Raw genomic sequence first — 14,008 nt, 5'->3', positions numbered from 1 at the left:
CCTCCCCCGTTTTTCCTCAATATAACTAGCAGGAGAACAGCATGGATACGCTGCTCAAAATCATCAAGGAATCACCCTCGAGCGTGGTTTTTGACAATGTCCTGAGTGTCATTGACCAGCACTATGAGTACAGGCCAACGGCGTTCAGTAATGGTCTGGGTAATGAAACCCTTGCCAACGAAGCGGGCAGTAATGAAGGCTCGTGCCGTATCTTCGCCTTTGCCCAGCAGCACAAACTCTCTGAGCAGGAAACGCTAGCCTGTTTCGGCCATCACTATTTTGATACTGTGCTGAACAACCCTGATGGCACAGATCATATGAATATACGCACATTCATGAAATATGGCTGGCGCGGTATTCGCTTTGCCGGCCAGCCGCTGAAACCTAAACATTCCGTTGCGGATCGCTAACCCTCAGATCCAAAACAGGGAGCACACAGCTCCCTGTTTTATGACCCGATCCCTATCAGCACCACCGCCTGACATGCTGGCAATACTCCTGATACTGCTGGCCAAACGCATGTCTCAGTACCTTTTCCTCTGCCGCAATCTGCACATAATTCATATAAATGGCAAATACAGGAATCATGATCAGACTGGAAATGGCCGACAGATTGAGAAAAACCGCTACCAGTAACAACAGCAACCCCAGGTAAATCGGATTTCTTGATATCCGATAGACGCCAGACGTCACCAGCCGTGTTGTTTTTCGTGGGTTGATTGCCGTTTTCGCACGGGCAAAGGCCATAATGCCGGCCAATCCGAAGCCGACAGCCAATACACTGAACACCCATTCTAATAAAATCTTACCCGGAAAACTAAAACGCCATAGCGGAAGATACTGAGCCAGCAAATACATTGCAGCCAGGGTAATTAAAAACACTAAAGGGGGCGTAAGTCTGAATCTCATCTTATATCCCTTAATCACGGTCAACAGCTTGATATGAAAAGTATAAGCACATTTATAAGCAAGCAGAAAAGATTGTTTAAAAAATGTTAAACCCCTTAACCTTTCTCTCGTTTCACCCAAATGCAACACAGCGAAACCCGGTAAAAAATCAGCCTCTCGCAGTGATTATCACTGACAGCCCGTCGTATCTTGGCTTACAATAGCCGCCATAGTCATTATTCGAGATATACCATGAAAATTTTTGCCGTTGAGCTGAAAGGTAAAGAAGCTAACCTTTGTCTGCTGTCACTGAAACAAGGGATGTTTTCAATTCCTGACTGCCGATCGCAGAAACTGGTGCTTAGCGATGCCTTTGACAACCAACAGATGCGTCAATTTCAGAAAAGCTTCAAAAAACTGGTCGAAGACTACCAGGTGGAGCATATCGTGATTAAAACTCGCGAAACGCGTGGCAAGCATGCGGGAAGCGCTGAAAGCTTCAAAATGGAAACCGCTATTCAGCTGATTGACGATCTGGATGTCACTTTTATCAGCAACGCCGATATCAAAGAAAAGCTGAAAAGAAGCCCGTTGTCAGTCGATTTCCGCGGCACAGGACTGCGCCAGTTTCAGGAAAATGCCTTTGTGGCCGGCTACGCCTTTCTGAGTAAGTAAAAATAACAGGGAGCCAGACGGCTCCCTGTTATTTTCTGATAGCTGATATTGATCAGGCCTGAGCATCAAAGCGAAAACCTTTTAATGGCCTGATAACCTCTTCTAACCCTTCAATTTTCATTTCAAGCGTGATCGCCAGCAATCGACCCAGCTCGCCTTCCGGAAAGCCCTGCTTAGCAAACCATAACAGATAAGGTTCAGGTAAATCGATAAGTACCCGGCCACTGTATTTGCCAAAAGGCATTTTCATATTGGCCAGTTTGACCAAATCACGTTTTTCGAACATGGATACCTACCGCTTTGTGTCAACTTGTCTCCGGCTGAAACAGGGATCAGCCCTTTGCTTTCCAGCCAATACCGACCAGCTCTTCCTCATTACAGGTTAATGCACCAAGAAATTCTTGCCCTGCTATCACCTGACCAACCCCTTTCGGTGTCCCGGTCATCACCACATCGCCGTCCTCAAGCGGAATGACCTTCTGCACTTCAGCCAGGATAACCTCCGGAGAGTAAAGCATGAAGGTTGTGTCACCTTTCTGAATCAGGGTGCCGTCTATGTGCAGCGTTAATCCAAGCGGGAAATCAGAATCGGGCAAAGCAACGAACTCACTGAACAGTGCGGCTCCTTCGAACACCTTGCTGCGCTCCCACGGGAGCCCTTTGGCTTTCAGTTTAGATTGCAAATCACGTTTGGTAAGATCCAACCCCAGAGCGGCTGCGCTGAACCGGCCGCCATGATAGAGATACGCGATCTCGGCTTCATAATGCAGCACTTCACCGCCGTGGGTGGCGTGTAATTCATCTCCGATCGCAGTGTTAGGTTTCATGAAAATGACCATCTCTTCGGGCATTTCATTGCCCAGCTCTTCGATGTGGGCTGCATAATTGCGGCCTATGCAGATCACTTTTCCCGGTTGAATTTGCTTACCATTGACCGTCACGCTCTTCATAACCACTCCCTGTATTCAAGATGAATAAGGCAAAAGCATAATGAGCGTGACCGCCAAGGTCAAAATAATTCAGAGGGTTATGACTCAGGCACAAACGCCAGATTCACAAAGACAGGGACACTTGGCAATATGCCATTCAGATTTGCGACTTCTTGTAATGCGGTAATTCCCTTTTCCAAGCCGAATGCTTTACCATCAATGATAATCGGGCTCTGGCTGCTGACCATCAGCGTACCGTCAACCAGACGTGTAATCCGCAAGTCCGCATTCACCGGATTGATAGCACCATGCAAATTAAGCTTAAGAGACACTTGCTGAGTCAGTGTTTCTCCCGGTTTCAAATCCGCCAGACCGGTAACGTCCACCTCGCCTTCCAGCATTGCTTTGGGGTAGTCCGATACCTTAAACAGCATCGCTTTCATACGTTCATCACGGATGGGAATTTGCGTGTCCACACTGGATAAATCCAGCATCACCTGCACTTCCCCCTGATCAGTGATAGTGCCTTCCAGCTCTTTGAAAGTATGTTGCTCAATGACACTGTTATTTTTCACCGACAGGAAACGCAATTGCGATTGGCTGTTATCCAGTTTCCAGGCCGCTGATGCACAGAGAGGAAACACCGCCAGAGCGACAAAAACCATATTGCGAACTGATAAAGCCATAACTATCTCCAGAAATACGATTACTTGGGTATAATAATAGGCAGTTTCTGTCCATCTCGCGTGTAAAATAACGGTAAAGTTAGTATTTATCGAGTGAATTCACTTTCTGTCTTGAACAATGCAATCAATCACTTGCTTTAGGAGAACACCCACATCAGGCTTTCTCAGCCACCGTCAGCAACTCATCGCGGATACATTGAAGCAAAAACAGCTCACGCTCCACGGACAGCCCTTTTTTCTCACTTTTTGCCAGGGTTTCTTCGTTATGAGCAATCGCATCATGGATATTGATCCAGACAGGTTTCATGCCATTCTGGATTTCATACGCTTCCAACTGCGTTTCACCTAACTGACTGTCGATGCGGCAGGTGAAGCAGAATGATTTCATATGCATGATATCAAACTCAGGTTTGTACCATGGCCGGTACTCTTCGTAGAGACCAAAAGGGACAATGTCACGGATATTGCGGGCGCCTGTTTCTTCCTGCAGCTCGCGGATCAGCCCGGCCTCGATCTCTTCCCCTTCATCAATACCACCACCGGGTAAGGTGTAGTCGTGATACCTTGCGGTGTAGAGCATCAGAATATTGTCACCGTCCAGAATGATTGCTCTGGCTGCTGCACGGTAAAACACCGAACCACTTAAATCAGAGATATCAGGATGAACCGTACGCTTGAGAAGCCGCATAAAAGGTTACTCTTCAGATAAAAAAACGGGTCGGCATTGTAACCGACCCGCTGATGATTTTCAGTCACTGTTACCAATTAAAGATCGAGCGAATAATGGTAGAGACTTTATTTTCACAGCCTTGAGACTGACGACCGTCTTTATCCCAGACAGGCAACTCAACCTGACCGATACAGGCCTGTGTCAAACCGCCTTGCTGGTTAACCTGATAGGCAACATCCGTCATATTCTCCGGTTCCTGCAGCTTGACCGGTTCAGGATCACGACGCTGTATGTAATCCGCATACAGACGCAGCGGGCCTGACGATCCCGTCAGCTTGACATTTTTATTGTCATCCCGGCCCATCCACACTGTCACAACCTCACGGCCATCAACGCCTACATACCAGGAGTCCCGGCCTTCGTCAGACGTACCGGTTTTACCGGCCAGCTTCAGTGACGGAAGGATCGAGTCCAGATAACGGGCTGTGCCTTCAGAGACCACTTTCTGCATCGCATACATGGTCAGCCAGGCAGATTGCTTGGAGACCACCTGTTTCGCCGTCGGCAATGCCTGATAAATCATCTCACCATCGCTGTCAGTCACAGCACTCAAGGCCGTCAGTTCGCTGCGGCGGCCTTCGTTGGCGATAGTCTGGTACATCTGCGTGACTTCATACGGCGACAAAGTAAAGGCACCCAGTAAGATTGCCGGTACCTGAGGGATCTGGCCACGATCAACGCCAAGATCAACCAGGGTATCCACCACGTTATCTAAACCAACAGACATCCCCAGGTTCACTGTCGGTATGTTATAGGAACGCGCCAGAGCCTGCACTAAAGGCACTTCACCGCGAAACTGGCGATCATAATTGCGGGGTGACCAAGTTTTTCCCTTTTCATCGGTGAGCGTCAGCGGTTTGTCATCCAGATTGCTGGCCAGGCTGAACCGCTCAGGCCGCGCCAGAGCCGACAGATACACCGCCGGTTTCACCACCGAACCAATCTGACGGCGGGCATCCAGTGCGCGGTTGAATCCGTCAAACTCAGGACGGCTGCCACCGACCATGGCGCGGATTTCACCGGTCTGGCGGTCAGCAACTACCATCGCGGTTTCAAGCTGTTTGCCATGCTGCTTCTTGAGTGCCGCCATTTTAGCCCGCACAACGCCCTCAGCACTGGCCTGGGAAATAGGATCCAGTGTGGTATAAACGCGCAAACCCAGACCCGGTTTATAGCCCTGACTGACACGCTGGTTCAGCTCTTGCTTCAATAAACTGAAGAATGCAGGTTGCCGGCTGGCGACATGCCCTTTCGGCTGCAAATCCAAATCGTGCTTGATGGCTTTATTATATGTCTCATCATCAATCTTTTGGGTGTCGTGCAGCAGGCTGAGCACCAGATCCCGGCGCTCTTTCGCACGCTCCGGATAGCGCCAGGGATTATAGTAAGACGGTCCTTTCACCATACCGACCAACAGTGCCTGCTGATCAATACGCAGTTCAGACAGCGGCAACCCGAAGTAAAAACGGGCACCCAGGGCGAAACCGTGCACTGCATCCGAGCCACTTTGTGCCAGATAGACCTGATTCAGATACGCATCGAGGATTTCATCTTTGTTGTAACGGTAGTCAATGATTAACGCCATATAGGCTTCTTTAAACTTCCGCCACAGACTGCGCTCACTCGATAAAAACAGGTTCTTCGCTAACTGCTGCGTTAACGTACTGCCGCCCTGAACGGTGCGTCCCGCTTTCATGTTCGCCAGAAACGCACGCCCGATGGCAATCACAGATACGCCGTCATGGGTATAAAAATCACGGTCTTCTGTTGCGAGCAATGCATCAATCAGCGTGGAAGGCAGCTCTGATTTCGGCTTATACAAACGCAACTCGTTGGAGTCAGTTTCCAGCATACCCAGCATTTGCGGTTCAACGGAGAAAATACCGTATTCACGGTGCGTATCTGCATCGACAACACGTTTGACCGAGCTGTAGTTAAATTCAGCAATCACATGACGTGCCTGCTGGGGACCACTGCGTGACTGAAAGGGGCGACGAATAAATTCCACTTTCAGCCGGCTGGTGCTGTACTCTCCCACCCGTGTCGGCTTGCTGACTTTACGGTAGTTCAGGGCTTTCAGCTCTTTCACCAAATCCTCGTACCGCACCTGTGCACCAGGCTCCAGCACCAGTTCGCGGGCATACACCACAGACGGCAGCTGCCAGAGCTGGCCGGCAAATTTATCCGCTATCTGTTTATTGAGCGTCCAGCCCAGCCCGCCTATGGCCACCAGGCTGCCAACCAGAATAAGGGCAAGCAGAATTTTCCACTTGCTGCGGCGTGGTGGCTCGCCCCCATCAGAATTCTTACCCGGCAAATATCGGGCTGAAGTATGGGCAGATTGTTGTTCAGACTCTGTCATTACCTTCATCTTCGCTAACTGCTGAATATGCACATTCAGCATAATTTGATTACTTTGTGGCATGCAAGATAGCTAAATTTTGCTCATTTTTTGTCAATCCTGTGTCAACTAAGTGACGCCAGACCGCGTGTGCAAAGGGCTCCACGGCTGTAACCGAATGACAGCGGTAGCAATTATCCACATCATCACGCAAAATACGGGCCACTCGAAATTACAGCCTTACCGGAGAAAGAGAGCGATGCAACGGGATTACACATTGAACTGTCTGCTCACTATGCCCCGCCACGAACTGGAAGCGTTCAGCCAGCGTATCCTCAGCCGTATGGTGCCAGAGGATGTCATGGAAGAGTTATTCACCTTTGAGCCAGAGGAAACCCAAACAGCGGATCGCCTGCGTGCAGCCCAGTTTGACGCCATGCTCAGAATGTCGGCAATTGCTTTAGGGGAAGTCTCTTCCGCCTTTTCCGGCTCTGAACAGGCAAAACAAAACACCGAGCGAATGACACGGCTGCTGCTGTGGCACTTTTATGCCATGGCTTTTCAGATGGAAGAAGTCGTCACCCTGGAGCAGCATTGCCAGGAAGTTGAGAAGCTGCTGAAAAACGCGCCGTCAGATACCTTCGGCTGGATTCAGTCGCTGACAGAGCTGCTGCACCGTTATGCCAGCCTGAGCGGTCACGCGTCAGATTCATAACCTGCCCGGCCAGCCATTGGCATAAGCTGCAACCAGCATCGCAACTGACAGTGGCCTTGGGTATCAATAAAAACGCCAGCGGCAAAGCTGGCGTTTTTTTGTTCAGACAGCGACAAAGACTTACCTGTCGGTCAGGCCCGTCAAACTGTTCTGATGACGCTGTACCAGTTCGTCCATACTGCTTTGAGCGCGCTGATAGGCATGCTCCAGAGTGTCGATCTGCTCAATGACCTCAACCACCTCGTAGTAGCATTTCAGCTTAGGTTCTGTGCCGGAAGGACGGACGACCACTCTGGAATCATCTTCCAGGAAATAAATCAGCACATCACTGGCGGGCAGATCGATCGTCTCGACTGAACCATCAGCCTTGTAGCGTGTGGAGGATTTCAGATCATCGATACGCACAACTTTCCGCCCGGCAATTTCCTCAGGCGGTTGCTGACGCAGGGCGTCACCGATGGGCGGAGAGTTTGGTGACAGAGCAATACTGACCTGTGAATTGACATACAGGCCGTGTTCGCGATAGATGGCTTCCAGCTGATCCCACACGGTGCGACCTTGCGCAGCCAGTTCCGCCGTCATTTGCGCAAACGCCAGCATGGCAGATAAACCGTCTTTATCCCACACCATATTGCCCACGGTATAACCGAGCGCTTCTTCATACGCAAACAGGAAACAACTGTCTTCACGCTGTTTCTCCATCGCTATATTGGTCAGCCATTTAAAGCCAGTGAGTGTCTGGTAGTAATCGGCACCGACACGCGACGCCACTTTTTGCAGCAGGCTGGAAGAGACAATCGTAGTACCGACAAGGCTGGTTTCAGGATTTGCTCTGGTCAGCAAGTAATGTCCCAGCAAGACACCGACCTGATCGCCTGTCAGCATTTTGTACTGCCCTTCAGGGGTACGGACCGCCACCGCAAAACGATCGGCATCCGGGTCGTTAGCACATGCTAAGGTCGCGTGGTGTTTCTCCGCTTCCGCGATAACCAGATCCATAGCGCCCGGTTCTTCAGGATTAGGGAAATTTACCGTCGGGAACGTCCCGTCCGGCTCTCGCTGAGCGGCGACACTGTATACGTGGGTAAATCCGGCGTCGGCCAGCAGAGTTTCTGCCATTTGTGCACCCACACCATGCATCGCAGTGTAAGCAATGCTGACCGCCTCGGGTTTGGCATGATTTTGCAGCAATGCACTTTGTTTAATCGATGCTCTGTAATCGTTATAAAATTCATCATCCAGCCAGACCAGCAAACCCTGATTCCGGGCTTCATCGAGATCCATCAGATCAAGCGATCCTATCGCCGCTTTGTCAATGGCAGCAGCAATACCTTTGTCATGAGGGGGAATAATCTGCGCCCCATTGCCCCAGTACACTTTAAACCCGTTGTAAGCCGGCGGGTTATGACTGGCTGTCACAACAATACCTGCAGCCGCCTTTAAGACTGTGACACCGTAAGCCACCAGCGGGGTTGGCGCGACAGTGACCGTCAGGTAAACCTTGATACCCTGCGCCGTTAATACCGAGGCGGCATCATGGGCAAAGGTTTTTGAATCTGGCCGGCCATCATAACCAATAACAACACCTTGCTGTTTCGCCTGAGGCACAGTTTGCTGTAAATACTGCCCCAGCCCTGTGGCCGTTTCCTGAATAACCAGTCTATTCATCCGGTTGGGACCTGCACCCACAATGCCTCTTAATCCCGCAGTACCAAACGCGAGACGACCAGAGAAACGATCGCTCAGTTCCTGTTCATTACCGGCATCAATCAGGTTCTGTAACTCCTCGCGGGTGACGGGATCCGGATCTCTGGCTAACCAGCGTGTTATCAATTCTTTCATTCTCTGTCTTCCTAATTGCAGGGTCTGAAAACAAAATATCACAAATGATAGTTATTCGCATTTTAACTGCTTTTGATGTTCGCTGCCTGTGCGAATTTCATACCGTCCCGGTATCAAAAAGGTAACATCACCCCGGCGCACAAAGGCCAGATAAACAGTCGGAATGGCATCATTCTGTCTGACAAGTATAGAGGGATACACAGCTGATAGTGTCAGATTTAAGCGAATGATAAAAAAGAAAAAAGCGGCAGCCTTGATGGCATACCGCTTTAGCCTGGAGAAAACACTTTAGCTGAAACTTAGCGCTGGAACGGGTACACCGATCCTAAAGCCAGAATCTGGGTCAGCTCATCCAATGCAGCACGAGACTCATCCAGTAGCTGTGGATCAGCCAGATCTGCCTCAACCATCCGATCACGATAATGCTTATCAACCCACTGATTCAGGCGGCCGTATAAGGCATCATTCATCAACGTTGAAGCATTCACTGCACGTGCTTCCTGCTCATTGAGCACAACACGCAGACGCAGGCAGGCAGGGCCACCGCCGTTGGCCATACTTTGTTTCAGATCAAACACTTTGACCTGATCAATACCGCGTTTATCAGCCATCAGTTGTTCAACATAACGCCACACATTCTCGTTCTTGCGGCATTCTTCCGGCAGAATCAACAGGGTTTTACCGTCAGGCGTTTCGATCAGCTGAGAGTTAAACAGATAACTGGTTACAGCGTCATCAACAGACACAGCGCTGGTAGGGACTTCAATAATATTGAAACCTTCACCCATTTTGTCTTTCAGGGAATCATAAGTGGCCTGCTGATCCAGAAATGCCTGCTGGTGACAGAACAGGATATTTTTGTTCCCCACTGCAATCACGTCATTGTGGAAGACACCCTGATCAATCACATCCGGGTTTTGCTGCGCTATCACCACTTTAGCCGGATCCAGCTGATGCAAACGGGCAACCGCTTCGCACGCTTCGAACGTATGGCGGGCCGGGAACACTTTAGGCGCGGGATGACGGTTATCGAAGGCGTGACGACCAAAGACGAAAAACTCAACCCCGTGCTCACCGTACTCGTTGCAGAAACGGGTGTGGTTTGCGGCACCTTCATCACCAAAATGTTCTACCGCTGGCAGTGCAGAGTGGTGAGAAAAGTATTCAGGGTCGGCGAAGGTGCTGCGCAAAATACGACCGGTCACTTCATGTTCAATGGAGCGGTGGAATTTATTGGTCAGGTTTGCCGGTGTGAAATGGATCTTGCCGTCAGCGGTATCCGCCGATGGCGATACAGTGGCTGCATTCGCAGTCCACATGCTGGACGCCGAACAACAGGCAGCCAGCACTTTCGGCGCTTGTTTCGCTGCCTGTTCAATAATTGATTTGTCGCTGCCTGTGAAACCCAGGCGACGCAGAGTGTGGACGTCTGGACGCTCTTGCGGTGCCAGCACACCCTGCAACATACCCATGTCGGCCAGGGCCTTCATTTTGTCCAGGCCTTGCTTGGCAGCTTGTTTCGGATTAGATGGCGCCGCCTGATTTTTGGCAGACGCAACATTACCATACGACAGACCACTGTAGTTGTGCGTAGGCCCTACCAATCCGTCAAAATTCGCTTCACGTGCTTTCATAGACTTTCCATCTCAGTTTATCTCGGGCTAAAGATAACAAAGCTTTTACATTAGCAACAAGATCCAGATAAATGTCTAACCAAATGTTATAAATTAGATATTATCACCAATTTGCAGCATGGCTATTCATCGCACTGACGTCGTTTGGGTGCTGTGAAAGCCCCGGAAAACAGACGCGGCGCATACAGCCGGTTGCCTGTGCTTTGCAGATACTTTTCTGATGACAACGCCATGGGTTCAGGTAAAACAGGACATGCCATCTCTTGCCCGGCTCAACTTCCCCTCTCTGAGCTGCTTCCCTCACACGACAGCCGTTTTCACTCGAACTATGCACAAAAGCTGACACAAAACCATGGGGGTAGCCGTTTACTGTTTTACAAGCATAGACTGTCTGTGGCAGGACAGCATTCAACCGCAAGTCGTCTTGCTGGAGCAGGAAAAAGCAACGTCAGGCGACTGCATATCGAATACATAATTACGCACTTTCCACTGATGAAAAGTGCGATATTTTTCTTATTCTTTCTTTTGATTTTGTGTGGCCGATCAGGTTTATCAGCCCCGCCAGCCATGCAGATTGATACCACTAAGCAACAAATGCCATGCGATACCGAACTATCAGTGCGCTAAAGACTTGGAAAACACATTGATGATGAGTGTGCCGGCCATGATAAATGCAATGCCGAGCAAGGCGTACAGATCCAGTTTTTGTCCGTACCACAACCAGCTGATCAGGGCGACCAGGACAATGCCGGCACCACACCAAATCGCATAAGCCACACCAATGGGAACGACTTTTACCGTCACAGAAAGCAAAAAGAATGCGGCGCCATACCCTGTGAGTACAATCAGGGTGGGCACGAGTTGAGTAAATTGCTGCGTTTTGGGCAGCATAGTGGTTGCAACCACCTCACAAACAATCGCCATAAATAATGCCAGCATAGGTGGCAACGCAGAAATCATATGCAGCATGATCGGCTCACTTCTATAAAAAACCAGCCCATTCTACACACGAATTATCTGCGTTCCATGACATTACAAAAAATGTTTTGCCTGGCCGCTTCTGGCGGCAGCTCAGCGATAACACTGATGCCGTTAACTCTCCCATTCAACCACATGGCCATCGTCATACACACCATCACTGTAAGCCGGAGTGTAATTGATGAAAATGTTGTTCTGCGCAATCGGCAAGGTACGTGACAGGCTGCTGGCTATCAGTTCCAGCATGGCGGCAATTTGCGCTTCGGTGTTAAAATTGGGTGCAACCATATCAACAAGAACAGGATGCGAATTTGATGGTTGCTGGTTAGCCAACTGCCCGCCATGAACGAAATGCCCCGCAGGTATGTACTCCCACACAATCATAATGTGCTGCTGGGGAATCAGGGTGGCGTCGGCAATAGCCTGGGATAAAATCCCCAGAGCAACGTTTACTTCAACATCGCCCGCGAAGGGTAATGATTTTATACGAATGAGCGGCATACATCCCCCGGTCTCTCATTAGCCAGTCTGCTACCAACCAGCCGTGAAGGTTCAAAAAAGCCAAATATACAGTCGGTTAGATGACACACATATCCGGTATTTTCATTTTAAGCCTAGTGAGATCACTGCAATTAAAGGGAATCAGAAATGAGACGGGAAGATAAAAAAGTACCAAAAGGCTCAATGAGCGGTGCCCTCAGCGGTTTGATTTATTCTTCTGCTGATGACGCTGTTCGTCCACCGAGCACGGGTTTACCAGTCTCTCTTCACAGGTGTATGGCTCAATATGAATTACCACATCGATGACATTGTCCATCTGGGTGATAATGTTCTGTTTGAACCGCTCGCTTATCGTATGGGCATTCTCAATCGACATCTCAGGATCCACCAGAATATGGCAATCCAGTAACAAGCTTCCCCCCGTCTGGCGGCTGCGGATCGCGTGGATTTCACGAATGTCTTTGTCTTCTTCGGCCATAAGTACCAAGCGTTTTTCCACTTCTGCGCTGCCTCGGGCATCTGTCAGTTCTTTAAAGGCCGGCCAGAGGATATCGTATGCCGCTTTCAGAATCATACCTGTCACCAGCAATGCCGCAATTTGGTCCAGATATTTCAGGGATGGAAAAATGGCATTGGCAATCACAGCGACGGCAACAGGCACAGAGCTGAGCGCATCACTGCGGTGATGCCAGGCATTTGCCCTTAACGCACCGCTATGAATGTGTTTTGCTTTGTGCATTGTCCAGCGAAACAGCAACTCTTTAATCACAATAGAAGCGACAGCAGCATAAAAGGCCAGCATTCCGGGCGCTGGTGGTGGTGTCTCGCTGAGCGTTTCAATCGCGTCCCAGCCAATGCCAATCCCGACCAGTGCCAGCATCAGCCCGATGAACGCATTGGTCAGGGTTTCAAATTTACCATGGCCGTAAGGATGACTGCTGTCTGCAGGCGCCGTCCAATACCGGGAACCCACCATAATGGCAGTATCTGTCATTAAATCAGACAAGCTGTGTACGCCATCCGCCACGAGTGCCTGACTGCCCGCAACCTTACCGATTCCGATCTTTAATACCGCCAGAAAAACATTCAGAACCGCGCCCACCAGAGTCACGGTTCGAATTGCTTTTCCCTTGATATGATGTTGATCTGATGACTCTGACATACTCATTTCTGCTGCGAACTCCGCACAACCACATCATTGTTTTTTTCTGTCTTTTTATTGATATTGAGAATAAAAAGGCAGACTGCATGCTTGCTTTACCTGGTATTGCTGTTGGCTGTTGCCTTCTGGCTCATGACGGCGCGCTCATAACAATAGCAGTCAACAAGGTGATCATTCACCATACCTACCGCTTGCATGAAAGCATAACAAATGGTTTCACCGACAAACTTAAAGCCTCGCTTTTTAAGGAACTTGCTCATGGCTTTTGATTCCTCACTACTTGCAGGCACCTGATCAATACTCTCCCAGCGATTATTGATCGGCACACCATCCACAAACTGCCACAGAGCAGCCGACAAACTGCCAAACTCTTTTTGTAACGCCAATGCGGCGCTGGCATTGGTAAAGACAGAATTAACCTTGCCTCTGTGCTTAATAATGTCAAACCCGGTAAGAATCGCTTCCGCTTCGTCATCGCCCCACTCAGCTAAGCGCTTAATGTCAAAATCGGCAAAAGCCTGCCGGTATGCCTCACGACGCTTTAGTATGGTATACCAGCTTAAACCGGCCTGAGCACCTTCCAGGGTGATGAATTCAAACAAAATTTTATCATCCATTACAACCTGGCCCCACTCTGTATCATGGTATTCCCGCTCAATAGGCTGATGCATAGCCCATGCACATACTTTCAATTCCCCGCCCATCAGATATACCTTTTAGCAATAAAAGTGTGATTAAAACAACAACTAGAAATATAACCATTTTACATTCAAGTATCACATTCTTTATTGGATGCTGTGATGTTATTAAATAATCAAAAAATCAATGTTTCTTAGCAAGATACGTTTAAATCACACACAATAAGAAACACTGTACATATCATTTTCTGTACCTATGACAAAATAGAGCAACAAATTTTCACAAAAA

15 protein-coding genes are annotated in these 14,008 nt (G+C 49.3%); 3 read left to right on the top strand and 12 right to left on the bottom strand.

Annotation, left to right across the window (positions count from 1 at the left end; translation table 11 throughout):
• Nucleotides 1-41: 41 nt before the first annotated feature.
• Entirely contained in the window at nt 42-410 is a 369-nt protein-coding gene (locus H511_RS0121605; protein ID WP_027254222.1) for a HopJ type III effector protein, read from the top strand.
• 55 nt (nt 411-465) lie between these two features.
• On the opposite strand, the gene H511_RS0121600 is transcribed toward H511_RS0121605, so the two are convergent.
• A complete protein-coding gene (locus H511_RS0121600) occupies nt 466-909 on the bottom strand; it encodes a methyltransferase family protein (protein WP_027254221.1) in 444 nt (147 codons plus the stop codon).
• A 231-nt stretch (nt 910-1,140) separates the two neighbouring features.
• Here H511_RS0121600 and H511_RS0121595 point away from each other — a divergent pair, with 231 nt between their 5' ends.
• Nucleotides 1,141-1,563, top strand: coding sequence for a DUF3010 family protein (locus tag H511_RS0121595; protein WP_027254220.1), 423 nt, complete (start codon nt 1,141-1,143; stop codon nt 1,561-1,563).
• A gap of 52 nt (nt 1,564-1,615) precedes the next feature.
• Here the strand turns inward: H511_RS0121595 and H511_RS0121590 are convergent, their stop codons facing one another.
• The 5 genes from H511_RS0121590 to mrcB form a co-directional block, all read right to left on the bottom strand.
• Nucleotides 1,616-1,849 (bottom strand): DUF3820 family protein, encoded by a 234-nt coding sequence (locus H511_RS0121590; protein ID WP_027254219.1) that lies wholly within the window; start codon nt 1,847-1,849, stop codon nt 1,616-1,618.
• Between the two features lie 46 nt (nt 1,850-1,895).
• On the bottom strand, nt 1,896-2,513 hold the full coding sequence (locus H511_RS0121585) for a fumarylacetoacetate hydrolase family protein (RefSeq protein WP_027254218.1): 618 nt from the start codon (nt 2,511-2,513) through the stop codon (nt 1,896-1,898).
• A gap of 77 nt (nt 2,514-2,590) precedes the next feature.
• Nucleotides 2,591-3,178 carry a YceI family protein gene (locus H511_RS0121580; RefSeq protein ID WP_036760183.1) on the bottom strand — a complete coding sequence of 196 codons (588 nt, stop codon included), beginning with the start codon at nt 3,176-3,178 and terminating at the stop codon, nt 2,591-2,593.
• A 154-nt stretch (nt 3,179-3,332) separates the two neighbouring features.
• Nucleotides 3,333-3,866, bottom strand: coding sequence for an NUDIX hydrolase (locus H511_RS0121575; protein WP_027254216.1), 534 nt, complete (start codon nt 3,864-3,866; stop codon nt 3,333-3,335).
• Nucleotides 3,867-3,936: 70 nt separating this feature from the next.
• The gene (gene mrcB / locus H511_RS23910; RefSeq protein ID WP_155804986.1) at nt 3,937-6,312 is read right to left on the bottom strand and encodes a penicillin-binding protein 1B; all 2,376 of its coding nucleotides are present in this window, start codon (nt 6,310-6,312) and stop codon (nt 3,937-3,939) included.
• A gap of 196 nt (nt 6,313-6,508) precedes the next feature.
• Between mrcB and H511_RS0121565 the strand changes: the two genes are divergently transcribed.
• Nucleotides 6,509-6,964 carry a hypothetical protein gene (locus H511_RS0121565; protein WP_027254215.1) on the top strand — a complete coding sequence of 152 codons (456 nt, stop codon included), beginning with the start codon at nt 6,509-6,511 and terminating at the stop codon, nt 6,962-6,964.
• A 120-nt stretch (nt 6,965-7,084) separates the two neighbouring features.
• On the opposite strand, the gene H511_RS0121555 is transcribed toward H511_RS0121565, so the two are convergent.
• From H511_RS0121555 to H511_RS23900, 6 genes are all read right to left on the bottom strand, one after another.
• Nucleotides 7,085-8,806, bottom strand: coding sequence for a phospho-sugar mutase (locus H511_RS0121555; protein ID WP_027254214.1), 1,722 nt, complete (start codon nt 8,804-8,806; stop codon nt 7,085-7,087).
• A gap of 299 nt (nt 8,807-9,105) precedes the next feature.
• Complete coding sequence (astB, locus tag H511_RS0121550) at nt 9,106-10,440, bottom strand: N-succinylarginine dihydrolase (RefSeq protein WP_027254213.1); 1,335 nt, start codon at nt 10,438-10,440, stop codon at nt 9,106-9,108.
• A 615-nt stretch (nt 10,441-11,055) separates the two neighbouring features.
• Complete coding sequence (locus tag H511_RS0121545) at nt 11,056-11,388, bottom strand: DMT family transporter (protein ID WP_420028969.1); 333 nt, start codon at nt 11,386-11,388, stop codon at nt 11,056-11,058.
• 144 nt (nt 11,389-11,532) lie between these two features.
• On the bottom strand, nt 11,533-11,919 hold the full coding sequence (locus H511_RS0121540) for a hypothetical protein (protein ID WP_027254211.1): 387 nt from the start codon (nt 11,917-11,919) through the stop codon (nt 11,533-11,535).
• Nucleotides 11,920-12,115: 196 nt separating this feature from the next.
• Nucleotides 12,116-13,081: a cation diffusion facilitator family transporter gene (locus tag H511_RS23905; protein ID WP_051288355.1), complete on the bottom strand. Its 966-nt coding sequence runs from the start codon at nt 13,079-13,081 to the stop codon at nt 12,116-12,118.
• A gap of 95 nt (nt 13,082-13,176) precedes the next feature.
• A complete protein-coding gene (locus tag H511_RS23900) occupies nt 13,177-13,785 on the bottom strand; it encodes a DNA-3-methyladenine glycosylase I (RefSeq protein ID WP_036760181.1) in 609 nt (202 codons plus the stop codon).
• Nucleotides 13,786-14,008: the final 223 nt, after the last annotated feature.

The organism is Photobacterium halotolerans DSM 18316 (assembly GCF_000425165.1).
In the GTDB taxonomy this organism is placed as follows: domain Bacteria; phylum Pseudomonadota; class Gammaproteobacteria; order Enterobacterales; family Vibrionaceae; genus Photobacterium; species Photobacterium halotolerans.
The sequence above is the reverse complement of the archived record's forward strand: the minus strand, read 5'-3'. Positions and strand labels throughout refer to the sequence as shown.

Bases quoted from the DNA above. Each gene is read 5' to 3' on its own strand.
- H511_RS0121605 (WP_027254222.1), top strand. From the start codon at position 42: ATGGATACGCTGCTCAAAATCATCAAGGAATCACCCTCGAGCGTGGTT.
- H511_RS0121600 (WP_027254221.1), bottom strand. From the start codon at position 909: ATGAGATTCAGACTTACGCCCCCTTTAGTGTTTTTAATTACCCTGGCT.
- H511_RS0121595 (WP_027254220.1), top strand. From the start codon at position 1,141: ATGAAAATTTTTGCCGTTGAGCTGAAAGGTAAAGAAGCTAACCTTTGT.
- H511_RS0121590 (WP_027254219.1), bottom strand. From the start codon at position 1,849: ATGTTCGAAAAACGTGATTTGGTCAAACTGGCCAATATGAAAATGCCT.
- H511_RS0121585 (WP_027254218.1), bottom strand. From the start codon at position 2,513: ATGAAGAGCGTGACGGTCAATGGTAAGCAAATTCAACCGGGAAAAGTG.
- H511_RS0121580 (WP_036760183.1), bottom strand. From the start codon at position 3,178: ATGGCTTTATCAGTTCGCAATATGGTTTTTGTCGCTCTGGCGGTGTTT.
- H511_RS0121575 (WP_027254216.1), bottom strand. From the start codon at position 3,866: ATGCGGCTTCTCAAGCGTACGGTTCATCCTGATATCTCTGATTTAAGT.
- mrcB (WP_155804986.1), bottom strand. From the start codon at position 6,312: ATGCTGAATGTGCATATTCAGCAGTTAGCGAAGATGAAGGTAATGACA.
- H511_RS0121565 (WP_027254215.1), top strand. From the start codon at position 6,509: ATGCAACGGGATTACACATTGAACTGTCTGCTCACTATGCCCCGCCAC.
- H511_RS0121555 (WP_027254214.1), bottom strand. From the start codon at position 8,806: ATGAAAGAATTGATAACACGCTGGTTAGCCAGAGATCCGGATCCCGTC.
- astB (WP_027254213.1), bottom strand. From the start codon at position 10,440: ATGAAAGCACGTGAAGCGAATTTTGACGGATTGGTAGGGCCTACGCAC.
- H511_RS0121540 (WP_027254211.1), bottom strand. From the start codon at position 11,919: ATGCCGCTCATTCGTATAAAATCATTACCCTTCGCGGGCGATGTTGAA.
- H511_RS23905 (WP_051288355.1), bottom strand. From the start codon at position 13,081: ATGTCAGAGTCATCAGATCAACATCATATCAAGGGAAAAGCAATTCGA.
- H511_RS23900 (WP_036760181.1), bottom strand. From the start codon at position 13,785: ATGGGCGGGGAATTGAAAGTATGTGCATGGGCTATGCATCAGCCTATT.